This is a genomic window from Limisphaerales bacterium (genome assembly GCA_014382585.1).
GTDB lineage: Bacteria > Verrucomicrobiota > Verrucomicrobiia > Limisphaerales > UBA1100 > JACNJL01.
This window is the reverse complement of sequence record JACNJL010000018.1, coordinates 16,465-42,355: the sequence shown is the minus strand read 5'-3', so window position 1 is coordinate 42,355 and position 25,891 is coordinate 16,465. Positions and strand designations below refer to the sequence as shown.

Annotated in this window: 26 protein-coding genes and 2 tRNA genes; 15 read left to right on the top strand and 13 right to left on the bottom strand. The window is 54.2% G+C overall.

Annotated elements, in window-relative coordinates:
* Entirely contained in the window at nt 1-783 is a 783-nt protein-coding gene (locus tag H8E27_01375) for a TIGR00282 family metallophosphoesterase (protein MBC8324264.1), read from the bottom strand.
* A 92-nt stretch (nt 784-875) separates the two neighbouring features.
* Between H8E27_01375 and H8E27_01370 the strand changes: the two genes are divergently transcribed.
* Together H8E27_01370 and H8E27_01365 are read left to right on the top strand one after the other, a co-directional pair.
* A complete protein-coding gene (locus tag H8E27_01370; protein MBC8324263.1) occupies nt 876-1,892 on the top strand; it encodes a DUF3500 domain-containing protein in 1,017 nt (338 codons plus the stop codon).
* A complete protein-coding gene (locus H8E27_01365) occupies nt 1,892-3,043 on the top strand; it encodes a class I SAM-dependent RNA methyltransferase (GenBank protein ID MBC8324262.1) in 1,152 nt (383 codons plus the stop codon). The genes H8E27_01370 and H8E27_01365 overlap by 1 nt, the downstream gene beginning before the upstream one ends.
* Here H8E27_01365 and H8E27_01360 read toward each other — a convergent pair.
* Nucleotides 3,040-3,942 carry a hypothetical protein gene (locus tag H8E27_01360; protein ID MBC8324261.1) on the bottom strand — a complete coding sequence of 301 codons (903 nt, stop codon included), beginning with the start codon at nt 3,940-3,942 and terminating at the stop codon, nt 3,040-3,042. The genes H8E27_01365 and H8E27_01360 overlap by 4 nt on opposite strands.
* Nucleotides 3,943-4,160: 218 nt before the next feature.
* On the opposite strand from H8E27_01360, the gene H8E27_01355 reads away from it, so the two are divergent.
* Nucleotides 4,161-4,237: transfer RNA gene (locus tag H8E27_01355), tRNA-Pro, on the top strand.
* Between the two features lie 3 nt (nt 4,238-4,240).
* Here the strand turns inward: H8E27_01355 and mutT are convergent.
* From mutT to H8E27_01340, 3 genes are all read right to left on the bottom strand, one after another.
* Nucleotides 4,241-4,645: an 8-oxo-dGTP diphosphatase MutT gene (gene mutT, locus H8E27_01350; protein MBC8324260.1), complete on the bottom strand. Its 405-nt coding sequence runs from the start codon at nt 4,643-4,645 to the stop codon at nt 4,241-4,243.
* A gap of 71 nt (nt 4,646-4,716) precedes the next feature.
* Nucleotides 4,717-5,694 carry an aquaporin gene (locus H8E27_01345; GenBank protein ID MBC8324259.1) on the bottom strand — a complete coding sequence of 326 codons (978 nt, stop codon included), beginning with the start codon at nt 5,692-5,694 and terminating at the stop codon, nt 4,717-4,719.
* A 170-nt stretch (nt 5,695-5,864) separates the two neighbouring features.
* Nucleotides 5,865-6,524, bottom strand: coding sequence for a tetratricopeptide repeat protein (locus H8E27_01340; protein ID MBC8324258.1), 660 nt, complete (start codon nt 6,522-6,524; stop codon nt 5,865-5,867).
* Nucleotides 6,525-6,616: 92 nt separating this feature from the next.
* Here H8E27_01340 and ndhC point away from each other — a divergent pair, with 92 nt between their 5' ends.
* The gene (ndhC, locus tag H8E27_01335; protein MBC8324257.1) at nt 6,617-7,000 is read left to right on the top strand and encodes an NADH-quinone oxidoreductase subunit A; all 384 of its coding nucleotides are present in this window, start codon (nt 6,617-6,619) and stop codon (nt 6,998-7,000) included.
* A 4-nt stretch (nt 7,001-7,004) separates the two neighbouring features.
* Nucleotides 7,005-8,408 (top strand): phosphoglucomutase/phosphomannomutase family protein, encoded by a 1,404-nt coding sequence (locus H8E27_01330; GenBank protein MBC8324256.1) that lies wholly within the window; start codon nt 7,005-7,007, stop codon nt 8,406-8,408.
* Between the two features lie 15 nt (nt 8,409-8,423).
* Here the strand turns inward: H8E27_01330 and H8E27_01325 are convergent, their stop codons facing one another.
* Entirely contained in the window at nt 8,424-8,912 is a 489-nt protein-coding gene (locus tag H8E27_01325) for an MGMT family protein (GenBank protein MBC8324255.1), read from the bottom strand.
* A gap of 76 nt (nt 8,913-8,988) precedes the next feature.
* Between H8E27_01325 and H8E27_01320 the strand changes: the two genes are divergently transcribed.
* The 3 genes from H8E27_01320 (at nt 8,989) to H8E27_01310 (ending at nt 11,539) form a co-directional block, all read left to right on the top strand.
* Complete coding sequence (locus tag H8E27_01320; GenBank protein ID MBC8324254.1) at nt 8,989-9,654, top strand: endonuclease III domain-containing protein; 666 nt, start codon at nt 8,989-8,991, stop codon at nt 9,652-9,654.
* A gap of 106 nt (nt 9,655-9,760) precedes the next feature.
* On the top strand, nt 9,761-10,501 hold the full coding sequence (locus tag H8E27_01315) for a polyprenol monophosphomannose synthase (GenBank protein ID MBC8324253.1): 741 nt from the start codon (nt 9,761-9,763) through the stop codon (nt 10,499-10,501).
* 3 nt (nt 10,502-10,504) lie between these two features.
* Nucleotides 10,505-11,539 (top strand): Gfo/Idh/MocA family oxidoreductase, encoded by a 1,035-nt coding sequence (locus H8E27_01310; GenBank protein ID MBC8324252.1) that lies wholly within the window; start codon nt 10,505-10,507, stop codon nt 11,537-11,539.
* A 17-nt stretch (nt 11,540-11,556) separates the two neighbouring features.
* On the opposite strand, the gene H8E27_01305 is transcribed toward H8E27_01310, so the two are convergent.
* Nucleotides 11,557-12,657, bottom strand: coding sequence for a sugar kinase (locus tag H8E27_01305; GenBank protein MBC8324251.1), 1,101 nt, complete (start codon nt 12,655-12,657; stop codon nt 11,557-11,559).
* 97 nt (nt 12,658-12,754) lie between these two features.
* Here H8E27_01305 and H8E27_01300 point away from each other — a divergent pair, with 97 nt between their 5' ends.
* Nucleotides 12,755-13,984, top strand: coding sequence for a PQQ-binding-like beta-propeller repeat protein (locus tag H8E27_01300; GenBank protein MBC8324250.1), 1,230 nt, complete (start codon nt 12,755-12,757; stop codon nt 13,982-13,984).
* Between the two features lie 19 nt (nt 13,985-14,003).
* Here H8E27_01300 and H8E27_01295 read toward each other — a convergent pair whose 3' ends face one another.
* The gene (locus H8E27_01295) at nt 14,004-15,419 is read right to left on the bottom strand and encodes a Glu/Leu/Phe/Val dehydrogenase (protein ID MBC8324249.1); all 1,416 of its coding nucleotides are present in this window, start codon (nt 15,417-15,419) and stop codon (nt 14,004-14,006) included.
* A gap of 123 nt (nt 15,420-15,542) precedes the next feature.
* Here H8E27_01295 and H8E27_01290 point away from each other — a divergent pair, with 123 nt between their 5' ends.
* Nucleotides 15,543-16,046, top strand: a complete 504-nt coding sequence (locus H8E27_01290; protein MBC8324248.1) for a tetratricopeptide repeat protein — start codon at nt 15,543-15,545, stop codon at nt 16,044-16,046.
* Nucleotides 16,047-16,136: 90 nt separating this feature from the next.
* Here H8E27_01290 and H8E27_01285 read toward each other — a convergent pair whose 3' ends face one another.
* From H8E27_01285 to H8E27_01275, 3 genes are all read right to left on the bottom strand, one after another.
* On the bottom strand, nt 16,137-16,811 hold the full coding sequence (locus H8E27_01285) for a DUF4339 domain-containing protein (protein ID MBC8324247.1): 675 nt from the start codon (nt 16,809-16,811) through the stop codon (nt 16,137-16,139).
* An 18-nt stretch (nt 16,812-16,829) separates the two neighbouring features.
* Complete coding sequence (locus H8E27_01280; GenBank protein MBC8324246.1) at nt 16,830-17,561, bottom strand: DUF4339 domain-containing protein; 732 nt, start codon at nt 17,559-17,561, stop codon at nt 16,830-16,832.
* A 78-nt stretch (nt 17,562-17,639) separates the two neighbouring features.
* On the bottom strand, nt 17,640-19,475 hold the full coding sequence (locus H8E27_01275) for an SLC13 family permease (protein ID MBC8324245.1): 1,836 nt from the start codon (nt 19,473-19,475) through the stop codon (nt 17,640-17,642).
* Nucleotides 19,476-19,792: 317 nt separating this feature from the next.
* On the opposite strand from H8E27_01275, the gene H8E27_01270 reads away from it, so the two are divergent.
* From H8E27_01270 to H8E27_01255, 4 genes are all read left to right on the top strand, one after another.
* Nucleotides 19,793-20,215, top strand: a complete 423-nt coding sequence (locus tag H8E27_01270) for a hypothetical protein (GenBank protein MBC8324244.1) — start codon at nt 19,793-19,795, stop codon at nt 20,213-20,215.
* Nucleotides 20,216-20,482, top strand: coding sequence for a hypothetical protein (locus H8E27_01265; GenBank protein MBC8324243.1), 267 nt, complete (start codon nt 20,216-20,218; stop codon nt 20,480-20,482).
* A 132-nt stretch (nt 20,483-20,614) separates the two neighbouring features.
* Nucleotides 20,615-21,178: a hypothetical protein gene (locus tag H8E27_01260; protein ID MBC8324242.1), complete on the top strand. Its 564-nt coding sequence runs from the start codon at nt 20,615-20,617 to the stop codon at nt 21,176-21,178.
* Between the two features lie 17 nt (nt 21,179-21,195).
* Entirely contained in the window at nt 21,196-21,885 is a 690-nt protein-coding gene (locus tag H8E27_01255; protein ID MBC8324241.1) for a hypothetical protein, read from the top strand.
* A gap of 183 nt (nt 21,886-22,068) precedes the next feature.
* On the opposite strand, the gene H8E27_01250 is transcribed toward H8E27_01255, so the two are convergent.
* Nucleotides 22,069-22,144 (bottom strand) — tRNA-Lys (locus H8E27_01250).
* A 58-nt stretch (nt 22,145-22,202) separates the two neighbouring features.
* Nucleotides 22,203-23,231 carry a terpene cyclase/mutase family protein gene (locus H8E27_01245; protein MBC8324240.1) on the bottom strand — a complete coding sequence of 343 codons (1,029 nt, stop codon included), beginning with the start codon at nt 23,229-23,231 and terminating at the stop codon, nt 22,203-22,205.
* Nucleotides 23,232-23,824: 593 nt separating this feature from the next.
* On the opposite strand from H8E27_01245, the gene H8E27_01240 reads away from it, so the two are divergent.
* A complete protein-coding gene (locus tag H8E27_01240; protein MBC8324239.1) occupies nt 23,825-24,265 on the top strand; it encodes a hypothetical protein in 441 nt (146 codons plus the stop codon).
* Nucleotides 24,266-25,891 lie beyond the last annotated feature (1,626 nt).

Genomic DNA, 25,891 nt, shown 5'->3' with positions numbered 1-25,891 from the left:
CTAAAGCGCCTCATTCACTCGCTCGATCGAAGTAGCTTTGCCGGTAGCGCCATCGACCTCGATGATCACCCCCTGCAACAGCACACGGCCTTTGGCAACGGGAAACCTCTGGGGTTGGCTGGTGAGGAATCGATGAACCACCGGCTTCCATTCACGACCGATCACTCCATCGTGCGGGCCCGTAAAACCAGCGTCGCAAAGGAAAGCCGTGCCGCCGGGAAAAATGGTTTCATCCGCCGTTTGCACGTGCGTGTGCGTGCCCACCACCGCGCTCACATCCCCATCCAGCATTCGTCCCATGGCAATTTTTTCGCTGGTGGCTTCCGCATGAAAATCCACAAATATCACCGGCGCGATCGGAGCAAGCTTCTTGACTTCCTCGGCTACCGTACGAAATGGGTTTTCCATTTCCCCGCGCATAAAGGTGCGGCCTTGCGCGTTGATTATGCCGACGGTGGGCAATCCCGCACGTTCGAATAAAGTGCTGCCCTGCCCGGGCGTGCCGGGCGGATAATTAGTCGGTCGCACAAAACGAGGCTCGCTGTCCAGCAACTCCAGGACCTCACGCTGATCCCAAAGATGATCGCCACAGGTCATAACATCCACTCCGGCATCAAAAATTTCGTTCGCTTTCTCACGGTTAATGCCGCTGCCGCCGACGGCGTTTTCGCCATTGGCGATCACCAAATCCAATTGATGGCGGTCCCGCAATAAAGGCACTAAATCACGCACCGCGTGCCGGCCCGGCTTTCCGACAATGTCTCCAATGAACAAAAGTTTCACGGGGCGAACCTTAATGGCTAAACACAATCGGCGCAATCTGCTTGTCATTCCGCTCCTCATAGTGACAATCGCGGCCGATGAAATTCTCTAAAATGATCATTCTTGTTTTCGGACTGCTGCTTGCCCAAAACGGACGCACCGCCGATTTCCCTGCTAACATGGCCCAAGCCGCCAATGGTTTGCTCGCAAGCCTCAACGCAAATCAAACTAAAAAAGCGGCGTACGCATTCAAATCAGAAGCCCGGACTGATTGGAATTTCCTCCCTGCAGAAATGCTCAAGGATGGATACCGAAAAGGACTTCAAATCAAAGAAATGACCCCCGCTCAACGTAAATTGGCCCACACACTTCTCAAAACCGTGCTCAGTGAAACAGGGCATACCAAGATCCGCAATATCATGTTTCTTGAAGATATTCTTTTTGTTCTCGAAGGAAAGAATCGACGGTTTGTCCGGGACTCAGAGGCGTATCACATTTTGATTTTTGGCAAACCCGGCTCCAAAGGGACATGGGGTTGGCGTTTTGAAGGCCACCATCTTTCGCTCAACTACACCATCGTGAACGGTCAATTGGCAGGGGTGCCTTCCTTCTGGGGCAGCAATCCGGCAATCTGTGATTTTGGCCCGGGCCGGCGGCTGGTGGCTTTGGAGGCGGAAGAAAACCTGGCCCGCAAACTGCGGCTGTCTTTAGGGGAATCTCAAAAAAAATCCGCGGTGATTGCAAACAAAGCTCCCAAAGATATTCTGACCGCAGCACTTCCATCCGCCAAGGCACTCGAACAAACGGGGGTCGCATACGGTCAATTAGACAAGGCAGGGCAACAGATGTTGGTCGAATTAATCAAGGAATATATCAATCGCCATCGGGCCATCGTTGCCAAAGAAGACTGGGCCAAAATTGAAAAAGGCGGCCTTGAAAAAATCCGGTTTTCATGGGCAGGCAGCACCAAACAATTTGAGCCACATTATTATCGCGTACAAGGCCCGAGCTTTTTATTGGAATACGCGAACACACAAAATGGCGCCAATCACGTGCATGCAACCTGGCGCGATTTCAATGGCGATTTCGGCCGCGACCTGCTTCGCGAACATGTGCGGAAAGATCATTAATGGAAGAAACTGAATCTCCCCCAGCTTCACTAAACGTTGGGGATCGGCTTGAAATAGAAATTTCCGATATGGCCTTTGGCGGCGATGGAGTCGCCAAGGTTGATGGCTTTGTGGTATTCGTCCCTTTTGTGATCCTCGGCGAAGTGGCTTTGGTGGAAATCATCGAACGCAAAAGTGATTTCGCCCGCGCGCGGCTACTGCAAATTATCACTCCATCGCCCGACCGGGTGGATCCCAAATGCCAATACTTCGGCGAATGCGGCGGATGCCAATATCAGCATATTGACTACGAGGCACAGGGGCGCATCAAACTTGAGCAGGTACGCAATCTCTTCGTTCGCGTGGGCGGTTTTTCGCCGGAAATTGTTGATGAACTCATCCCCTGCCCTTCTCCCTATGGCTATCGCAACCGCATTATGATTCGCCGCCAATGGGACAAGTTTCAACAAAAAGCCATCTATGGGTTCCTGCGTTCGGAAAGTCGATTAGTCGTAGACCTCAAACGCTGTGAAATCGCCGAGGAAGCGCTCAACGATCAACTCCAAGCCGTGCGCGAAGATCCACCGCCCCGCAACATGCAAAAAGTTGTACTGCGCATGATGCCTGATGATTGGGAAATGCACCGCGATTCATTTTTCCAAAATAATTTCACCCTGCTTCCCAAGCTCGTGGATACGGTACGCGACCGCCTCGCCAATGGGGGCACGAAGTTTCTCGTGGACGCGTATTGCGGCATTGGATTTTTCAGCCTTTCGATGTCCGATTTGGTGGAGGGATTTGTGGGCATCGATATCGACAAGCAATGCATCCTCCCCGCGCGCAAAAATCTTGCCGCGCGCGGCATTGAAAACGGCGAATTCATCCAAGGCAAAACTGAGGAACAAATGGACGCCTTACTCAACCGTTTCCCCGCGGAAGACACCACCCTCATTCTCGACCCCCCGCGCAAAGGGGTTCACAAAGAAGGGTTGGAAATGCTGGTCAACATCAAGCCGCGCCAAGTGATTTATGTGAGCTGCCATCCGGCCACACTCGCGCGCGATCTCAAATGGCTTTGCGAACAGGGTTATGAATTGAAAAGCGTCACTGCGCTGGACATGTTCCCCCAAACCCAACACGTGGAATGCGTGGCTGACCTCCGGCTCGCCTAGAACGGCACGCCACTCCGGCGCGACACAAACAACTCCCACGCAATCCGCTGGAGATATTCCGCATCACGTTCACTAACCTGTTGCAGCCCACCATTAGAAAGACCGAGTGGAGTTTGCCACGTCAAAAAGGCATACATGACACAGGCATTCAAATAAGCGCCATGAGCCGTAGGCAACTGACCATCGCGTTCCCGTAGCTGGATATTATTTTCGCCGCGCATTTCTACCATCTGCCATGCGCGACCGCCGGGGATCACCGGGAGATTCCCGTTGCGCTGAGCGGCCAATCGGTACGCACCCTCGGATCGATCCAAAAACTCTGCTTCCGAAAAAATCGAATCCGGCCGCGATTGCGGCATAAACAACGCCGACTGAGTGCGTGCCGTACGCACTGCCCCATCAAGCCGCTGTACGGAGTCCACTAATCGCTGCCAGTTGTAAACCGGAACCAGACTGTGCTCCTGCAAAATGACTGCATGCCACGCAAGCCGGTTGGTGAAGGAGAGCGGATCCTGAACGGTCGTGGAAATATTTGTACGGCTGGAAATATCGGCCATGTGATTATCGAGCGTGTAGCCAAATGGCGCGCGCGCGGTTGCCTTGATTTTCAGTTTACCCGTGCGGCTCATGCGAGTGAGTACTTCGGGCATATTGTAACCACCCGTGAGGGAGTTGCCCAGAAACAGCACACGAAGCGTGTCGGGCAAAACAGCACGGTTCGTGGAAAGGAGCGCAGGGTTATTCGTCGGCGCCCAAGTTCGCACGGGAATGATCGGCGCACCCCGCGCAAAGGGCAGCAAGGCAAAACCGCGCCGCGCTTGTTGATTGTTTAAGCGCAATCCCATGCGCCACGGTGCCTGTGAAGCAGCTGCTTCCTGCCAGCCGTCAAAGAGCAGCATTCCTAAAATTAAAATGAGCAAATTGCGTTGCATTATTCCAGCCGCCTCAAAGCGACCCACCCAATGTATCCCACTTTCGGCCGCGGTCAATTGTTAGTCCGGTTGTTACCGGATTTTGTTGTTACTTTCAGTTCACCAAAAAAACGCGTTGCATTTAAGACTCGATACGCTTTAATGCCCGCCCTTTCGGATTCCAAATGGCTCCGAAATTTTTGAGTCGGGGTGTAGCGCAGCCTGGTAGCGCGCGTCGTTCGGGACGACGAGGTCGTGAGTTCGAACCTCACCACCCCGACCATTTTTATTCCCACCAATCCGTTTCCGTTTTCAACCGGGCAAGCAAACAAGCATCGGCAGCAGGAAACTCATACTCATCCAATTCATCCGCCGTTACCCAAACAAACCGTTGACCGTCGAGCCCGGCCGGTTCGCCTTTGATCAGCTCACACAAATAAAACTCCAATCGCACCACTTTTTCGGGGTATGCATGGGTAAGTGTTTCGATGCACTGACCGACGGCCACAGTAACGCCAAGTTCCTCCATCATTTCGCGCTGGAGACATTGCGGCATGGTTTCGCCGGTTTCGCGTTTGCCGCCCGGAAATTCCCACAATCCCGCTAAATGCACACCCGCCGGACGCTGGTGAATGAGCAGGCGACCTTTGTGAAAAACTAATCCTGCTGCGACCTCAATGGGCTCGTTCATTTTCAAAAAGAAAACCCCGGCCTCATGGGAGGGCACCGGGGCTTCCGTTGCTCAAGTTGTTTGTAAGTTGATTAAGTGGCCGGGTACGCCGGTGCATCCGATGATTCCTCCTCATCGTTAAACAGGAAGTGACCGCAGATCACGCCCGCCAGCGCGCCGCCTATCATGGGACCGATCCAGTAAACCATTTGATTCGCCCAGGCACCCGACGCCAGCGCAGGCCCGAAAGCACGCGCCGGATTCATTGCGCCGCCGGTAAGAATCCCCGCAGTCAAAATTCCAACCGCCACCGCCGCACCGATGAGCACCGGGCCAAGCAACGGATGTGCGCCCCGGCGCAATCCCGCGAAAGCCGCCATGCCCCAGAAAAAAGTGAGCACGGCCTCAAGCACAATGGCCTGTAAAATAGTAACCCGTTGCGAACCGGGGATCGGACGCGGCTGGGCGCGGCCAATGGGCTCGGGAATTTCAACCCGCTCGGGGATGCGCGGTGTTCCTGCTTCGACAGGCGCGAGCAGGCCAAACTCCGGTTGGCCGCCCTGCGGTGCCAACGCACCTGCTGCCACACCCGGCTCAGCAGCAGCAACCTTGGGGTAGCGCCACTGAAGATTTTCTGTTTGGCCCAGGAAATTGACGAGCATCAACGACGCCAAAACTGCGGCCACCAACTGTACCGGTATGATTATGGCCGCGCGCGAGAATTTCAATCGCCCTCCGAGCACAAGCCCCAGTGTGATGGCAGGGTTAAATTGGCCACTGCCAAAGCGCGCAAACACCCCCACCATCAATGCCACCACCAGCGCACTGGCCAATGCGATAGCGATGAAATCCACCGCAAACCAGTACAGCGTGGTGACCGCCACGAACACGAGCGCAAACGTGCCGATGAATTCTGATAAAATCTGTTTCACCATTGGCGCAGTCGCAATGTCCTCCGCGGCAGCGGCAGTTTGAGTAGCAGGCCAAACGGCCTGTTGCGGCGCAGCCTCCACGGGCGCAGCACGATATTCGATGGGTGGGTTCGATGGATTACCAGTCACGTCAGCCATAGCTTTTCTCCTTGAATGTTTCCCTGAGTCACTCGTTGAGTAACCTCGTTGCCTCCTTTTGGCAAACCGCCACAATCTTGGCGTGGGATTAGAAAAGGGATTGTCGTGCCTTGAGTCAAGGCCGAGTTATTCAACGTCAGGGATTTTCAACAAACGTCGAAAAAGCAGGCTTATTTATCTTCAACCGGCGGAAGTTGCTTTAATAAGTCATCCGCGATCGTACCCCAAAATAGGGACACGCGATTGGTGGAAACGGATGTGAGTAATTCGCGCGCCTTGGGTGCATCCTTCGCTTCGAGCGCCATTCGGCCCAACGCAAGCGTCGCCTGCACGGCTTCTGATGTGCCGGGATATTGGTTGCGGACATTTTCGTAAGCGGCCACCGCACCCGAATCAACCAGCGAAGCTTTGCACGCTGCCTGTCCCAACGCCGCGGCAGGCAACAACGGACTCCGCGGGTTTTCCGAAACATACCCGGCAAAAGCAGCATCGGCTTCTTTAAATTTCCCCTCATCAAACAAAGCACTCGCCTGCAAAAATTTTGCGTTGCTCGCACCCGCAGTACCCGGATGATTAACCGCCACGTTGCCAAACCGTTCCGAAGCCGTAACAAACGGGTTCACCTCATCCGTGGAAAATCGTAGATCCATGGCCGCCAACACATCCTCACCCGACTCTTCCTCGGCTAATTTCGCATTGACCCGCTGGGTATACACAATCAGCACAGCACCGATGGCAATGATGATCGCCAAAATTACCTGCATACGGTTCTCGACCAGCCATTCCCAAAAATCAATGAGCCGGTCCGGATGTGTTTCTGTGGATTCCACGGGCGGCGAATGTTGAGAATCCTGGCTAAAAACGCAAGCCACAAATAGCGTTTGCGCTGGACGTCACCCTTCCCCGCGCCTACAAAACCCGCGTGGACGGGCAATTACAACAATACCTTCCGGTGCTGATTTTGCTGGGCGTGGCCGTGGCCTTCGCCGCCGGCAATCTTATTCTCTCCAAACTCATCGGCAAACGTGCCGACACCAACCCCACTAAAGATACCCCCTACGAATGCGGTATGCCCGCCGAAGGCGAAGGCGCACCACGTTTGTCGGTTAAGTTTTATCTCGTGGCGATGCTCTTTATCCTGTTTGACATCGAAGTTATTTTTCTCTTCCCGTGGGCCGTCGTATATAAAGATATGCTCGCGACAAACGCCGCGCTCATCTTTGGCTCCATGATTTCCTTCCTGGGCATCCTGTTCGTCGGTTATTTATACGCCGTCAAGAAGAAGGCCTTCGACTGGAAGCGCTAACCACATGGCGGACCCAATCCAGTTTGGCACCTCCGGCTGGCGCGGCCTCATCGCGCGCGATTTCACCTTCGACCGCGTTCGACTTGCCACCCAAGGCATTGCCGATTACTTAAAAAACTCAGAACGCTCAACCGTCATTCTCGGTCATGACGCCCGATTCCTCGGCCGCGACTTCGCGATTGCCGCTGCCGAAGTGCTTGCCGCAAACAATCTCACCCCCCTGCTCTGCGATCGCGACACGCCCACGCCCGTCATTAGCCACGCCATCCGCGCCCGCAAAGCCGCCGCCGGCATCAACCTCACCGCCAGCCACAACCCCGCCGAATGGCAGGGCCTGAAATTTTCCCTCGCCAACGGCGCCCCCGCCACGATGGAAGCCACCCGCGCAGTCGAATACAATATCGCTCGCCGCCAAAAAGATCAGTGGAAGTTTGATGGCTCCGTCATCGGCACATTCGAATGCAAAGAAATCGACCCACGCCCCGCGTATTTCCGCCGACTCCGCCAGCTCGTCGACTTTGACGCTATCAAAAAAGCGAAGATGAAAATCGCTGTCGAACTTATGTACGGCGCCGGCCGCGGTTATCTTGATATTTTGCTGGAAGAAGTCGGCGTCAAAATCACCCGTTTCCATCAACATCCCAACCCGCTTTTTGGCGGACAACCACCCGAACCCAGCGCCGAAGGCATGGCCGCGGCCGCCGCGTGCGTAAAAACCGGCCAAGCCCAGCTCGCCCTCGGGCTCGATGGCGATGCCGACCGCTTCGGCATTGTCGATCGCGATGGTTCCTGGCTCACCCCAAACCAAATTCTCGCTCTCACGCTCTATCATCTCAAAAAAAATCGCCGCTGGACCGGTGCCGCCGTGCGCACCGTACCCACCAGCCACATGATTGACGCCATTGCCGCCCATCTTGGCGTGCCGCTCCACGAAACTCCCGTCGGCTTCAAATACATCGGTGCGCTTATGGAATCCGAGCCCATCATCGTCGGCGGCGAAGAAAGTGGCGGCCTCAGCGTCAAAGGCCACGTGCCCGAAAAAGACGGCATCCTCGCCTGTCTCTTAATGGCCGAACTCGTCGCCGTCGAAAACAAATCTCTTGGCCAACTCCTAAAGCTGCTCGAGAATCAAATTGGAAAATTCTACACCGACCGCATCAATATCCACATCAACCCCGAAAAAAAAGCCGCCATCCTAAAACGCCTCGCCCAAGGCCTCGACACCATCGGCAGCACACCAGTCGAAAAATTCATCACCACCGACGGCTACAAATTTCTTCTTCCAAATGGTGAATGGGTTGCCTTCCGCGCCAGCGGCACTGAACCGGTTATCCGCTGCTACCTCGAAACCAAAACTGCCGCCCAAATGAAACGCCTCCAAACTGCCTGCCAACAATTGTTGGCCTAAAATCAGACTCGATTTTCACGGATTTGCAATGAGGGTTTCAATCCGTGATTCGAAATCAGCCACCAAATATCGCTTCCCTTTCTTCAGCACCTTATGTCCTTCGGCTTCCAGCAATTTCCGCTGAGCAGCCACTCCGCCGGGATATTTCGGATTCACCTCGCCACCGGTTTTTAACGTTCGCCAATAGGGTGTCACGCGCTTGCGTCCATCCAACAGTGCCTCCTCGGCCGCCTGCGCGGCGATCCAAGCAAAAATGCCCGTTGTAATCGGGCACCCGAAATCCGCCCCATGTTGTGCGGCCACGGCGGCACGCAATTCGTTTATGGTGGTGAGCTTACCTTTCCGCACTTTTTGCATAAAGGCCGCCACATCCCGCGGGCGGGGAATGGCGCACAATCCTTCCCCCCATTTCTTGGAGACTTTTCCGTTTCGGGTGTCGAATATTTTTGGCAAATCCTTGTCATCGGCCAACTTTTCCCGCCAGGATTTTTTTACGTACGCCATTTGCCAATGGTAAAATTTCGGGTGCGAATTTCAACCTGAATTGACACCCTCCCGATTCGTCACCACGATGCCGCGGATGCAAGCCGAGCTCCGCCAAGCCTATCGCCTGATGCGGCGGGCGCATGGGCATTTGAAATGGTGGCCGGCGGATTCGCCGTTCGAAATTTGTGTGGGCGCAATCCTCACACAAAATACGTCATGGAAAAATGTGGAGCATGCCTTGGCCAATCTCAAATCCGCACGGGTGCTGACGCCCAAGAAAATCTACAACCTCTCAAACGCCAAACTTTCGCAGCTCATTCGGCCCGCGGGTTATTTCAATATCAAAGCCAAACGGCTCCGCAATTTTGTGGACGTACTCGTCGAACAACATCGCGCTAGTTTGAAACACCTTTTCAACGGCAACACCGCCATTATCCGCGAACGCCTGCTGGCCATCAACGGCGTGGGCCCCGAAACGGCTGACAGTATGTTGCTCTACGCGGGCGACCACAGCAGTTTCGTGATTGATACCTACACGAAACGCATTTTTGAACGACACGGTTGGTGCGACGCCGAGGTTGGCTACGATGACTTGCAGTCGCTCTGCGCCGACTCCCTGAGCCAAAAACGCGGCGCGGAAAAACTGGATTATTGGCGCGATTACCACGCGCAATTGGTCGTCATCGGCAATCGCCACTGCAAGCCGCGCGATCCGAACTGCGATGCATGCCCTCTGAAAACATTGTTGCCTAAGGAATAAACAGGGATGAGTAGGATTTTCAACATGACAAAAACAAAATCCGAATCATCCTTCGCCCCCTGTTAAAAACCTTGCGCCCCGCCCCTTTCGCCCGCAATTCTGCGGCATGCCGAATGCCGACCACGAAACGCTCGTCATTGTGCCGACTTACAATGAACGCGACAACCTCCCTGCAATCGTGGAGGCGCTCGAAAAATTGCCAGTGGACGTTTTAGTGGTTGATGACAATTCCCCGGATGGCACAGGCGACTTGGCTGATGAATTATCTTCTAAAAAAAGTTTTGTTCACGTACTGCATCGCAAACAAAAAGAGGGCCTCGGAAGAGCATACTGCGCGGGCTTTAAGTGGGCACTCGAGCGCGACTACGAGTTAATTTTTGAAATGGACGGCGATTTCTCTCACGACCCCAACGACATTCCCGCGTTTTTGGCCGAAGCAAAAAATGCTGACCTTGTTTTAGGCACGCGCTATCGCGGCGGCATCCGGGTCAATAACTGGCCGTTACGGCGATTGATGCTCAGCCTCGGCGCAGCCAAATATGTACAGTGGATCACCGGCATGCCTTTCAGCGATCCCACCGGCGGCTACAAATGTTTCCGCCGCAGGGCACTTGAACGTGTAAACCTCGCTACCGTACGTTCGAATGGCTACAGTTTTCAAATCGAAATGACCCACAAAATTTGGCGGCAAGGCCTGCGCGTGGCGGAACAAAACATTGTGTTCACCGAGCGCATCGAAGGCACCTCAAAAATGTCGTGGCACATCGCGTGGGAAGCGGTTTGGATGGTCTGGCGGTTATGGTTCCAACACGGCTTGCGCCGATGGCCGAAAAAGAAACAAGGGTAAATGATGTCGGATCAGATTCGAGTTGGAGTTGTGGGCACAGGATTTATGGCGGTGACGCATATTCGCGCGTACCAACAAGTGGAGGGCGTCAAAATTGCGGCTTTGTGCAACCCGAGCGGCCGGCATCTTGATGGGGATTTTTCTGACGTCCACGGAAACGTGGGCAGCGATGAACCGGTAAAACTGGACATGACCCACATCGCCGCATACCGCAGCCTCGACGAATTGCTCGCCGATGATTCCATCGATCTCATCGACATTACCACGCCTACTTTTCTCCATCACGAACAAGCCCTCGCCGCGCTGGCCTCGGGCAAGCACGTGCTCTGCGAAAAACCAATGACCCGCACCAGTGATGAAGCACGCGAAATCACCGTGGCAGCCACCGCCTCCAAAGGTTTTTTTATGCCCGCTATGTGCCTGCGTTTTTGGCCGGAATGGGCGTGGGTGAAAGAGGCCATTGACGATCGACGCTACGGACGTGTTTTAAGCGCGCGATTTCGCCGCGTAGCCGCGGCCCCGGCTTGGGGACAATCAACCTTTCTCGATGGCAAAAAATCCGGCGGCGCGTTGCTGGATTTGCACATTCACGATGCCGATTTTGTGCGCTTTTGCTTTGGCAAACCCAAATCCATTTACGCCCAGGGCCACACCAAAGTCAGCGGCGAGATCGATCACGTGCTAGCGCAATATGAAGTGGACTGCGGCGCCGCCGTTTCCGCCGAAGGCAGCTGGGCGATGACCCAAGGCTTCGGCTTCAGTATGGAATACACCGTAAACTTTGAACGCGCGACGGCAGATTTCGACAACACACGCGAGGAGGATTGTCTGAAAATTTTTGAACAAGGCAAAGAGCCCGAAACGCTCAAGCTCGATGCGCCCGATGGCTACGCCGGCCAAGTCGCGTACTTTGCTGAATGTATTCGCAATGGCAAACCGCCCCGCGTGGTCACCGCCGTCGATGGTGCGGGGTCGGTGGAATTATGCGAAGCTGCGGGGAGATCGATTCAGTCGAATGGAATCGTCTCGCTTCGGTAGGGGAACCCTGCGCCCCCCTACCGCTGCACTCGCGCGCCACCACCGGACATCAATCGCTCGACTTCTACCAAAGTGGCCATTGAGGTGTCGCCGGGCGTGGTCATCGCTAGCGCACCGTGGGCGGCACCGTATTCAACCGCTTGTTGAGGATCGCCGGTGGCAAGGAATCCATAAATTAACCCGCTGGCAAAACTGTCACCACCGCCCACGCGATCGAGAATTTCCAACCCCTCGCGATTTGCGGCTTCATAAAAATCACCATCCGCCCAACAGATAGCGCCCCAATCATTAATCGTGGCGCTTTGCACAGCGCGCAGTGTAGTGGCCGTGGCTTTGAAATTCGGGAATACCTCCACGGCCGTGCTGATCATTGTTTTAAAAGCGTCCACTTCGATGCTCGAAATATTTTCATCCACGCCTTCCACCTCAAAGCCGAGGCACGCTGTGAAATCCTCTTCGTTGCCAATCATCACATCCACGTGCTTGGCAATTTCACGGTTCACCTCCTGCGCCTTGGCGTGGCCGCCAATGCCTTCCCACAGACTTGGCCGGTAATTCAAATCGTACGAAACAATCGTGCCATGTTGTTTGGCCGCTTGCACCGCCTCGATAACAACCTCGGGTGTGGTGTCGCTAAGCGCAGCGAAAATTCCGCCCGTGTGAAACCAACGTGAGCCATCTTCACCAAAAATTTTCTGCCAGTTAATGTCTCCTTTTTTGAGCTGTGCCGCTGCAGTGTTGCCGCGATCGGGCACACCTTTCGCACCACGAATCCCAAAGCCGCGTTCAGTGAAATTGAGCCCGTTGCGCACCCTGCGACCGATGCCGTCGTAGTCGCGCCACTGGAGGTAATCCACCCCCACGCCGCCTTGCAGAATAAAGTCCTCCACCAACCGCCCCACCTCATTGTCCGCAAAAGCCGACACCACCGCCGTGCGCAGCCCGAAGCACCGCCGCAAACCGCGAGCCACGTTATATTCGCCGCCGCCTTCCCACGCATCAAACTGCCGTGCCGTGCGCACGCGACCTTCGCCGGGATCCAGTCGCAGCATAATTTCACCCAGCGCAACGAGATCATGCCGGCACTGGACAGCGGGTTTTAATTCAAGAACAGACATCGTAAAAAAAGACCGTGCAAAATTTTCACAAAAAAAACAACGATTAACCCGGCAGCACTACTTGACGCGACCCATCGACGCGCCCACAATCTCGCCAATGAAACGCGCTGTTTTTTTATTCGTCACAATTTTGTCTCTGAATTCATTTGTCGCTAGCGCTGAAGATTGGCCCGAGTTTCGCGGCCCCGGCGCACAAGGCCATGCGGATGCACAAAAGCTGCCGATCGAGTTTGGGGCCAATAAAAATCTCAAATGGAAAGTCCCGGTACCTGGATCTGGCTGGAGTACGCCGGCAATTGTGAAAGGGAAAATCTATCTTACCTCTGCCCTCCCCGTGGGCGACGGTTTTTCGCTCAACGCCCTGTGCCTTGATGCGCGGACAGGTCGGATCGTCTGGAATCAACCGCTCATCAATGTGGCAAAAGCTTCACGCACCCACCGAAAAAATACTCAGGCAAGCCCCTCACCCATTGTCAGCGGGAATCATATCTATGCACACTTCGGCGACATGGGCACTGTCTGCCTTGATCTCACGGGGAAAACAGTTTGGAAAAATGAAACCTTAAAATACTCATCAGTCCACGGCAATGGCGGCACGCCCGTATTGGTGAATGGCAAATTAATATTCAGCTGTGATGGATCAAAGAACCCGTTTGTGGTGGCACTTGATGCGGAAAACGGAAAAATTGCCTGGCGCGTAAACCGCAGTGTAAACGCAAAACGAAAGTTTTCGTTCAGCACGCCACTCGTGCTGCGAACGGGAGCCGGCACTCAACTCCTGCTCCCGGGCAGCGACATGATCGGCGCGTACCACCCGGACACCGGTAATGAAATTTGGCGGGCCACATTCGACGGATATTCAGTGGTTCCCCGGCCGGTGGTCGGGCACGGAATGGTTTTTTTTAGCACGGGCTTCGACCGTGCCAAGGCAATCGCAGTGAAGCTCGGCGGCAAAGGTGACGTGACTGATTCTCATTTGGCGTGGACCCTGACAAAAGGCGCTCCGCACACGCCGAGTATGTTGCTGGTGGGCACTGAACTTTATATGGTATCCGATGGCGGGATCGGCAGTTGTATTGATGCCATAACCGGCAAAGTGATTTGGAGTGAACGATTCGGCGGCGGCCATTCAGCTTCTCCTATTTTTGCGGATGGAAAATTATATTTCACCAACGAAGCCGGGGTGGTGACGGTCGTTGCCGCCGGGAAAAAATTTACGGTCCTCGCAAAAAACAACCTAGGCGCACGCGCGCTCGCTTCCCCCGCAGTCGCTGACGGGGCGCTCTTCATACGCACCGCCGAACATCTTTGGAAATTTCAGCATTAACCCCAACAGGCAGAGTTCATCATAATTCCATGCTGCTGTAGCAGTGTGCAATTTTTTCGATGGCGCGCACAAAAGCAGCCGTGCGCAAATCTTCCACAGCATCGCGAGAACGATGAATCTCGGCAATCGTATTATACGCTTCGCGCATGGTGTCATCGAGGCCGGAGCGGACGAGGGTGAGTTCGTCTGCGCCTTGGATGAGGCGTTGGGTGATGCTGTCGCTGACTTTTTTGCCAACGGCTTCCTCGATGGCTTCGACGAGCGCGCGGCCTTTGGCTTCCTCGTAACGCCGCTCCATTCGGCCGAAACGAATGTGTGAGAGGTTTTTGATCCATTCAAAATAAGATACCGTCACACCGCCGGCATTTAAAAATGCATCAGGAATAATGACCACGCCGCGTTCGCGGAGGGTTTGATCGGCATTAAACGTCACGGGGCCATTGGCGGCTTCAGCGATGATTTTGGCTTGGATGCGGCCGGCGTTTTTTTGAGTGATTTGGCCTTCCATCGCGGCGGGCAGCAGAATGTCGCACTCCTTTTCCAAAACCGGCGCGCCATCTTCGATGTGTTCCGCACCGGGGAATCCATTCACACCGCCGGTTTCCAGCTTGTGTTGATAGAGGGCCTCGATGTCGAGGCCGTCGTCATTAATCACCGCACCGTCACGCTCAATGACGGCGGTGATTTTCACTCCATCTTCTTCACTGAAAAATTTTGAGGCGTGATAGCCCACGTTGCCGAGGCCTTGGACGACCATCGTTTTGCCGCCGAGATCGCCGGTGAGCCCGGCGGATTTCACATCCTCCGGATGCCGGAAAAATTCGCGTAATCCAAACTGCACGCCGCGGCCGGTAGCTTCCGTGCGCCCGAGAATGCCGCCCATCGAAACCGGTTTGCCAGTCACACAGCCGAAGCCGTTGATGTCGTTGGGGAAAAGTTGGCGATACTCATCCGCCATCCACGCCATCTCGCGCTCTCCCGTGCCCATATCCGGCGCAGGCACGTTGAGGCCGGGATTGATCAGCCCGCGCTTGGCCAATTCCACGGTAAAGCGACGGGTAATGTGTTCGAGTTCTTCCTCGCTATAATCTTTGGGGCGAATGCGGAGCGCGCCTTTGGAACCGCCGAAGGGCACGTCGACGATCGCGCACTTGTAACTCATCAACGCCGCGAGCGCTTCCACTTCTTCCTGATTTGCAAAATACGCGTACCGGATGCCGCCTTTCACCGGCAGTTGATGTTCGCTGTGTACCGCGCGCCAGCCGGTGATGACTTGATAACCTCCGCGCAACTCAACTCCAAATTTCATCTGATACACGCCGTTGCAGGTGCGGATTTGATCGGCCAATCCCATTGGCAAATCGAGTGTGGCGGCGGCTCGATCGAACATTCGATCAACATTCTCCCGAAAAGTCAGTTCATTGCCGTTTTGCATATTTTGTGTTTTTGGAGTATATTGAGTCAGGCGCAGGTCTGTGAACTCTAGCGAATCGTCCCGCGCCCGTCCAATAGAATTGATTACAAAACCAACTATAATTTGCCGCAGATTTTACAAACAATGAAAACGCTCAAACCAGCCGAACGACATCACCTCCGCGCCGCGGAGGGCTGGCTGGAATTGGGCAACCCCGCCGAAGCGCTGGCTGAGTTGGAGCACATCGCCGAGAACCGGTTGAGCCATCCGGACGTGCTCGAAGTGAGCTGGCTACTTTTCGCGCAGGAACATAACTGGCCCGCTTGTGTCAAGACTGCCGACCTCTTGGTGCAAGAGGCTCCCGACCGACCCGGCGGCTGGATCCATCGCTCGTTCGCGCTGCACGAACTCGAGCGCACGGAGGAAGCCTTTGATTTGCTTTACCACGTCCGCGATAGTTTTCCTGATCAATGGGTGATTCCGTATAATCTGGCCTGTTACCTCGCGCAAATGGGCCGCATCCACGAAGCTGCCGAGGAACTCGCCTCCGCGCTTGAAGTGGATTCCAACGCCGTGAAAAATGCCGCCTCAGTGGATCCCGATTTGGAACCCTTACGAGCGCAGCTGGAAAAACTTTCGAAGCAGTGACTTGATTTACGAATGACGAGTGAACATTGACGATTGATTTCCATCAACCATCATCTTTTAGCCATCAATCACCCGGCCCACCGGCTCGAGCTACATTCCCCATTCCGAGACGATCCATTTTTTAATCCTCTCCACCTCCGCATCGCTCACGCGATTGCCGCGCGGGGGCATGGGTTTACCATTGGCGTCGGTGGCCGTGATGGCAAGCACGAGCGGCGTGGTGACCGGATTGCCTTTTTGATTGGGCGAGAGAAACGCTTTCCACGTAGTGCGATCGCTCAAGTCAAAATCTGCCTCCACCTTATTGCTTTCCTTGGAGCTGTGGCAATCGAAGCAACCGTACTTGCGAAAAATCGGCTCGGCCGTTTTTGCAAAACTTGTGGAGTCGGATGCGCTTGAGATTGATTTGGAGGGATTCTTTGGTTTATCAGCAGAGTCAGCATCCGCAGCTGTCGATGGTTCTTTTTTCTTGAACACCCCCGGATAGCCCCACCCCACCACGCCGAAAATCACCAACACACCCGCTGCGATGCCCGCGTACAAAAAGGTCTTTGATTCGCCTCCCGTTGCTGCTACCGCCGATGCAACCATCGGCGTGCTCCTCCATTCAATCCCCGGCACGTCAGTGATCGGAATCCAATCCGCCGTGCCCTCAAACCACGCCTGATCCGTAGGCAACAGCGAGCCTTGAACGAGATACGCGTTGGCGTCCTCCAACGTATAAGGGCCAAACTGTTCTCCGTCGCGGCTTACGTGAATCAACATCGCCGCCCCTCTCGTACGCTAAAATTTAGCGCCGGCTTTGATCCACGCTTCGATTTTGGCGACGTCATCGGCAGATAACATCTCCCCTTTCCCCTCCGGCGGCATTGAATTACCGGCGTCCTTCAAACGCGAAATCAACTCACTGTCCCCCGGGTTACCTGGAGTAACATCCGCCAAAATAGAATCATTCTTTGTCAGGTTAAGCGCCCGATTGGCTTTGTCTTCTGGATCTTGTCCATCGTGGCAATTGTAGCATGTACTTTTTTTCAAAATGGGTTCTACCACAGCAGCAAACGTTTCGCCGCCTCCACCACCTCCGCCACCCGCATTGCCGCCGCCTTCATCACCGCCACCCTCCCCTGCATCGTCCTTCAAAAATCCCGGATACACAAAACACAGCACCCCCGCAATCGCCAACACGCCCACGGCAGAACCGGCGATGATCATGATTTTCTTTTTCTTGCCGCCTTGATTGGCGGCAGACACCGTTGCGGCATCCGCTGCGGCAACGGCGGGATTGGCCGCAGCCATAGGATCGACGGCGGCTGCCACGGGCGCAGCAATCTCCGGGGCGGGAGCCGCACCGGGGCTGGCTACGCCAGGCACTTGGGTGATGAGCATCCAATCGGGCGCGCCTTCGTACCACGCCTGATCAGTAGCCAACAAAGTCCCTTGCGCCAAATAAGCGTTTACATCTTCAAGGGTGTACGGGCCGAATTGCTGCCCGTCGCGCATCACGTGAATCATCATGGGTTTCGTTGCACCGCAGTGCAGGGGTTGTGTGCGGTTGAGCAAACACCATCGCCTCCCTTTGCGCAAGCCTGTTGATTAACCGCCGGGGAACAGCGGGAATCGATATAAAATCAAGGGCACGCTCCCCGCCACAATCAGCACTTCCAGCGGCAAACCCATCCGCCAATAATCGCCAAATCGATACCCACCCGGACCGAGGATGAGCGCGTTGCACTGGTGACCGATGGGTGTGAGAAACGCGCACGAAGCGCCCACCGCCACGGCCATCAGGAAGGGATCGGGACTCGCGCCCATTTGCAGCGCGATGCCCACCCCGATGGGGGCCATAATGAGCGCGGTCGCGGCATTGTTGATCACGTCGGAGAGGGTCATCGTCAGCACCATCAAAACCGCGAGGATCCCCCACGCGGGCACATTGCCTTTGTGGTCGTTGACAATGTCGGCGATTTTATCAGTGAGCCCCGTATCCTGCAACGCGCCGCTCACGGGGATCATCGCCCCCAATAAAACGATGACTGGCCAATCGATTTGGCGATACAAATCACGCATCGGCAAAATGCCCAAAAACACATAAGCGATAATCGCGCCGAGAAAAGCCAGCGTGGTGGGCAACACATCAAACATACTCAACGCGATCGCCGCGCCAAAGATGCCCACCGCGACGCTTACTTTGGAGAAGATGCCCACCTGCAATTCACGCTCCGCCAGCGGCAACAAGTGCAGATTAATCACGTGCTCCTTGAGATCGTCGCCGTTGCCCTGCAGGAGCAGCACGTCGCCCACTCGAAACTCGATGTCGCCCAGTCGTTTGCGCATCGGCTGCCCTTGCCGCGCCACCGCCATCAGCACCACACTTCCCGAAGTGCGCCGCCGTAATTCCGCCCGCGTGCGGCCCAGCAAATGCGAAGTGGGCGTCACCAACACCTCACTAAAGGTCACGTCGTCCCCCTCGATGCTATCCATCCTCGCGCGCAGTTCTTTGGCCAAACGCAGGCCGGATTCATCCATAATCACCTGTAAATCCAGCGGATCCACTTTCACCAAATAACGCGCATCCGCCCGCACGAGATTGTTTCGGTTCGGCGAAATCACTTTGCCATCCTTGCGGATGAACCCGAACACCATCATCTTCTCGCCCGTTTCCTTTTCCACCTCACCCAGCGTCTTGCCCACAAACTTGCAATCCTCCGGCACGCGCACTTCGGTGATGTATTCATTGAGCGCAAATAATTCCTCCGTGCCGGATTTTTTCTGCGCGTCCTTCGGAATCAACCGCCAACCAATCAACGCCACGAACGCCACGCCGAACAACGCCACCATTCCGCCCACCGGCGAAAAGGCGAACATCCCAAACGCCTCGCCCGCCGCCGTGTGTTCCTCACGGAAAATGGAAATAATAATATTAGGCGGCGTGCCGATCATCGTGATCATCCCACCCAGAATACTGGCAAACGCCAGCGGCATCAGAATCAGCGTGGGCGATCGGTTTTGCTCACTGGCCGTTTTCAGGGCCACCGGCAGCAGCAACGCCAACGCGCCCACGTTATTCATAAACGCCGAGAGCACCGCCGCCACCACGCACAAGCTGGTGATGTGCAGTAATTGATTTTTGGCCAGCGGCATCAGCCGACGCGCGATGAGATCCACCACACCCGAATTGCGCAACGCCCGGCTAATCACCAAAACCGCCGCCACCGTAATCACCGCCGCGTGCCCAAACCCGTCCAGCGCGTGATCGGGATCAATGAGATTGGATTCCTCACGCCGCAGGATTTTTTCCAGCACCACATCCCCCACCACCAACGAGAACAGCGCGATCACCGCCACCACGTCGTAGCGCCACTTCCCCCACGCGAACAACCCAAAGGTCATCGCAATCACGCCCAACACAATCCCCTGCTCCAAATTCATCGCCGCGCAAAATATCCCCCCAAAACCATCAGGAAGGAAAGGACATTCGAGCAAAGCGATTTAAAGGATCCCTTCGCACAGGCTGCATCTGCCTTTTGATGGCTTTCACACATTTTGCGATTTTAGAGCGATTGGGGGTGTGAGACTTGGGGCTACGTCCAAAAGTTTTTTTGTTGTTTGAGTACCGTTTTTGTGGGGTTTTGTGTTCAGCGTGAAAATAATTGTAAAAATTTGTATAAATCTGGGCCTCAAATGCGAATATATAGGTAGAGGGCTATGTTGTTCTCTCTTAACCTGAATACGGAAAGATACAGACTATGAAAAAAATACTACTAACACTGGTGGCCTTAGTGGCCCTAACTTGGAATGTGAATGCGCAAGGTTTCCCGAACATTACAAAGTATAACCAGCCACCACAAGACTCCAACAAACCACCTGAAATTGGACTTTTCCTTGAGTCAGAAACAGGATTGCCATTGGATTTATACGGCCTGGTAAATGTGGATTTTCAGTGGGGTTTTACATGGGATATGGAATCTCTCTTAATGGCGCATATGTTAGAAACAAAAACAGATAAACTGACTTTAAAGTTTTTCCCCTATTACTACTCCTTCGGAAATCAACCCGCACAAAATACTGCCGACTACTATCTTATCGACATTGCTTTTGAGAAAGGTGACACAAAGACGCTTGTCTTCAATATAACAAAAGCGGATGCCTTGCCCGGAAAAGTGACATAAGTGTTTTCTGAAGTATTTGCTTTTCAAGCCGCCTTAAGCGGAAAATACAAAATAAAGTCAGGAGTTTGGAACAAAAAAACAATGGTTTTCGATGAGGTCACTATCGCATTACCAGTAAAGCTGTCACTCTCCCAAGACAAGCACATTACCGATAAGCCCGATATCAACCACAAAACAACAATTGGAGTTGGTAGCTGGACAGGAAAAGATCAATTGCTCAATGTTTTCCTTGATGAGGAACGGTTTCTGTATACTGCCCCCAGTTAAGCAATGCTTGAAGTTAAGAGAGTCAATCCGGGAGGATAGCTCAGGATGAAACGACGAAAATGCTTACAGGATTATCCTAACAGCATTTCTAGCGTCACTGGAATGGAGCCTTGACCCCAACGCACAATAATTATGCACCTACTCGCACCACACATCATCGCGGTTTTTGGCTTACTTCAAACTCCTATTGGGCAATCGCAGGTTGCTTTGCCATCGAAGCATATTAAAGCTTCAGTGTTGCTCAAGGTGAAATACCGTGAAAAAGTCAACTCCCTTTCAATGTCGGATGATGTTCAATATCCGTCGATCATCGACGCTTTATGGACACAATCTGATCAGACGATCTTCGATGTTCGAGATGAGTTTTATGGTTGGTATGATCTCCGCGAAAAGACTGATCCTGTCTTTTATCAAATCATCGTGAAGAAAATTGATAAAACAATCAATGCAGCCCAAACCATCAAGGAACGCCATAACTTGCAACGATCCCTGGCAAACAAAAAGCCGATAAAATCCTTTGCCAAGGAAAACAAGCTCCGAATGAAAAAGGGACTCAAGCCCATTGGCGGTTACGCACGAGGATACAAGCGGGATCATCTGCTGGATTACAAATCCCATTGGGAATGGGTTTGGAAAGAAATGAAAGCAGGTCGCCTGATGTTCAACAAAAACGGAGATATGCTGTACAGACCATAAGCCAACTGGAGTAAATTATGAAATTTTCAAAATTCAAATTTTTGTGTTTCGGAATGATCGCCGGAACGGTTATTGGAGACGACAAGCCCATGCCAAAAAAAAACGGGGTTATCAAACCTGTCGAAGTTTACCGTGAAGACCACGGCCCCATCCCACCAGGGGCTTGGGTGGTTGGCTCGCGCGAATACACAATCTTGAAACATACAGAAGCATTTCGAGCTGCACAGCGTGGCATGACGCCGCGGGACCGATATATCGAATGGCTCAAAGAGCATGATCCGAACTGGGAGCGCATCCTGAAGGAGTATCCTGACATTGGGAAAAATCTGAAAGACGATATGCCTCCGTTGATATTCCCAGAAGCACGCCCAAAAAAGTTAACGGAAAAAGAAAAAGCCCGACTCCAGAGACTTGACAAATTCATTGCGAGAAACCCGCGACCCACTTATCACGAAATATTACTGGGCAAAATCCTAAAATTAATTGAAAAGGACAAAGCTCTAGGCATTACGATGCGGACAAGAGCACGAATTATGGCCGACTTAACACGGTTGGAGCTGGATAAATCGATAAATGCCAATGAAAAACAAACGAGAAAAACAGCACTTCAACTCGAACTCTCTAATTATGTCAGAAACGGAGGGGCGATAAAGGAGTATGAAATACGAATCAAAGCTGAAAAGAAGGCAAAATTAAAAAATAAATAGTTATTGCTGAATTACTTTTTAACACCACCCCGTTTTCACGGGGCGTTTTTTTGTGCCCTTCCCCCTCAAAACCATCAACGATTTTGAGTCCACCGCGCGATAGAAACCTGAGCGAGCCTATTAACAGCAGCACTTTTCTGTGTGTGATCATTAAAAACTGTTAAAAACCTCAGAAATCAAAATTGGTACCCCGGGAGGGACTCGAACCCACAACCAATTGATTAAGAGTCAACTGCTCTACCAATTGAGCTACCGAGGCAATTGGGAAGGGGCACGGTGGGGGAAGTCAGCGGCCCGGTCAACGTTTTTCAAACGCACTACCGCTGATACAGCGGCAGATAATGATAGGGCATCGCGAGGATGGTGGTGAAAACGGAGGTGGTGTAGATCGCCCCCACACCGCCGCGGCCCTGCGATTCCCAGTGGACGGTGTCGCCAGTACGGCGCGCGGTCTTGAGGATGGAGGTGCCAACCACGCGATACCATTGCTCCCATGTCTTGCCGCCAATCATATATTGCGCGGGCGCAGCGTAAAAGTTGCCGTACACATACCACTCCTGCGAGGCGCGGTGGTTTGCAAAAAGATATTTGGACCCTTTTGCCACTAATGGATCCTCGTAATGCCCACACACTTGCAGGGAATAAATAGCGGCCGCTGTGCGGGCGTAACCGGGGGATGAGCCGGGTTGATAACTAAACCCGCCCGAACTGGCGTGATGACAGGCGCGGACATATTTCACCGCGTTATCAATGGTGCGTTGAGGCACATCGATGCCGGCATTCTTGGCTGCTCGCAGAGCAACGACTTGCAGCACGGTGACGGAAATATCCGCATCGCGCACCACCGGCCGGTACCGCCAGCCGCCCTGAGAATTTTGGCTGGCGATGATGAGCTTGATGGTTTTCTCAAGCTTGGCCCGGATGATCGGCGACTTGGTTTGGCCGTAGAGTTCGCCCAGCGCAATGGTGGCCACGCCGTGCCCGTACATATATTGGCCGCTGGCGTACTTCCCATAAATGCCGCCCGGGCCAATTTGGTTGAGTAAATAATTCATCCCCTTGGTGACGTGCTTGCCGTACGGCCCTTCGCCGGGGAGATTACCGGCGGCTTGGAAAGCGATGAGGACGTAACCGGTGAGTGCCACGGGATGGCGCAATTCCTCACGGCTACTCCCCCACGAGCCATCGGCCTTTTGCTGACTGGCCATATATTTGAGCGCGCCCTGGATTATTTTTTCAGTAGCGGGTGGCACCTTCACGTTATCGCGCGGACGCGGCTTGACCTTGTCGGCGCCAAGCAACCCGGAGGCAGTAAGCAATAAAATAAACGTACGGAGTAGAGCCATCTTAATTGAGGTCGCGCTTGGGTGAATCGGAAAGACGCTTGAGGAATTCATTCACCAGCGCATCATATTCAGCGGGCGTTTTGCCTTGGCGCGATTGGAGTAGTGCCTCGCGTTCGCGCTTGGGCAAACTGAGGAAACCACCGGTGCCGGCCGTGCCATTGCGCGGGCCGTCGGCGCCGCCCGGGCCGTCGAAATTGCCTTTGTTGCCGTCGGCACGTTCACTGGGTTCACCATTGCCGGGCTTACCCTGTCCGGGTTTTCCCTGACCGGGTTGTTGGCCGGGCTTGCCTTCGCCCGGTTGTTGCCCGGGCTGTTGTCCCTGTTGCGCGGCGGCGAGTGCGGCGGCTGCTTGGGCAAGTGCATTTTGTGCCTGTTGCGAAGCTTGCTGTGCAGGCATCGGATTGTTGGCCTCAGCATTGGCGATGGCATCAATGAGTTGCTCGACCGCTTCATCAAACGCCTGTTGCGCTTGCGGCGGAAGATTGCCCTCAAGACCGGCGGCCAAAGGCTCGATGAGGTCGGAGGCATTCTCCAGCGGTCCAGCTGCCTGCATTGCCTGTTGCGCCGCTTGCATCGCTTGAGCAGCTTGCCGGATATCCTGTTGTTTTTGGCCGAGCTGCGGCAGACCTTCGCCGGGTTTGCCTTCGCCGGGTTTACCTTCGCCGGGTTTGCCTTCGCCGGGTTTGCCTTCGCCGGGTTTGCCTTCGCCGGGTTTTTGTGCTTCTCCGATGGCGGCTTCGGCTTTTGCCATTTCACCCAGGGCTTTGGGTAGATCGCTTTGGGCGAGTTGTTCGGCGGCGTTTTGGGCGGCCTTTGCAGCTTCTTCAAGACTTGGATTCTTTTGGCCCTGTTCAGCTTGTTGCTTTTGCATTTCACCGAGGGCTTTGGCGAGTTCTTCCTGTTGTTGCTGGAGCTTCTCGGCGAGGCCGGCGGGATCCTGCAATTCGGAGAGCGCTTCGTTCAAAAACTCCTGGGCCTTCGCGGCGGCCTCGGCGGCTTTGGCGAGTTCTTCAGGGGTGAGTTGCTTGGGTTGACCGAGTTCCTGCGCGAGTTCACCAATTTTTTCGTCGATGGCTTTTTTGGCTTGTTTCAAATTATCGACCGCCTCGCCCTGCGGCTGGCGCGCAGCGGGGGCATCGGGTTTGTTCAAATCCTGCTGAGCTTTTTGCATTTGCTTTTGGGCCTGCTGTAGAGCTTGCTGGGCGTTTTGCGGGGCCTCGGCCTTTTGGGAATCGGACTGGGCTTTGCCGGTTTCATTTGAAAGCTCACCTTGTTTTTGCGCCTGTTGCTGGGGCGTCGAGGGTTTGCCGCCTTCGGGTTTGCCGCCTTCGGGTTTGCCGCCTTCGGGTTTGCCGCCCTCGGGTTTGCCGCCCTCGGGTTTGCCGCCCTCGGGTTTGCCGGCGTTCTCTTGATTTTGTTCTTTAGCGGCGGTTTTAGCGGTTTCGAGCTGGAGGTCTTGTTGGTTTTTAATGAGTTCGGCGATGTCACCGCTTAATTCTTCAAGCGCTTTCTTTTGCTCAGCGGCTTTTTCGAGTTCATCAATTTTTTCGCCGAGTTGTTGCTCGGCTTTTTCGAGGGCGTCGATGGCGGCTTGCTGGGCGTTGGGGTCATTCTCGGCCTGGGCAAGTTTGTCCTCGGATTTCTGCATTTGGCGGGCGGCTTGGCCGATGGATTCAGCCGCGTCAGGTGCAACCTCGGCGGCGTCTTGTTGAGCTTCTTTGGTGTCGCTTTTGACTTCTTCCTGTCGCTTGGCCTCAGCCTCAAGACCTTTGCGCTGTTTGGGATTCATATTACGAGCGTCCTCAGCTTTTTGCTGGGCTTCAGCGAGGGCTTGTTTGGCTTTTTCAAATTCCTTTTGCGCCTGACCAAGGGCTGGCTCGGCGGCGGCTTGAGCTTTTTCTGTTGCGGCCTTGGCTTGTTCAGCGGCTTTTTTTAATGCCTCGGCGGCCTTGGCGATCTCGGGCTTCACATCGGCTCCGCCTTGTTTGGCGGCTTCTTCAATTTTGGGCAGGAGCTTTTCAATTTCCTTGGACATGTGCTCGAGCATCTTGGGTTTGGTCTGGGCTTTGGCGGCCATCTCAGCGGCCTGTTTGGCCCACGCTTTGGCTTGATCCGCAGTTTTGCGCGCAGGCTCCGCGCCTTCTTTTTTCCTGGCTTCGGCAATGGCTTCGGCGGCTTTTTCAAATTCCTTTTTAGCTTCGGCAAAAGCTTTCTTAACTTCCGTTTGTGCCTTGGCCTCGGCGACCTTGGCTTGTTCGGCGGCTTGCTTTAATGCCTCGGCGGCCTTGGCGGTTTCAGGCTTCACGTCGGCGTCGCCGTTCTTGGCGCGTTCCTCAATTTCGGGCAGTTTCCCGGCAATCTCTTCAGCCTTTTTGGCCGCAATCTCAGCAGCCGCCTTCACTTCCTCGGGCGCTTTCTCCAGAACTTGCTCCAAGTGGCTGGCAATTTGCTTAGCCTCAGCAGCCTGTTGTGCGGCAAGTTGACGGGCAGCCTCGGCTTCGGCTTGTTGACTGGGGGTGGGGTCGGGGAGTTCCTCGAGTTTTTTAGCGGCGGCTTGGATTTTTTCTTCGGCCTCCTTGAGTTCCGCGACTTTTTTGGCGAGTTCTTTTAACTGCTCGAGTTTGTCTTTTGGATTCTGTTTGTTCTCGGCCATTTGTTTG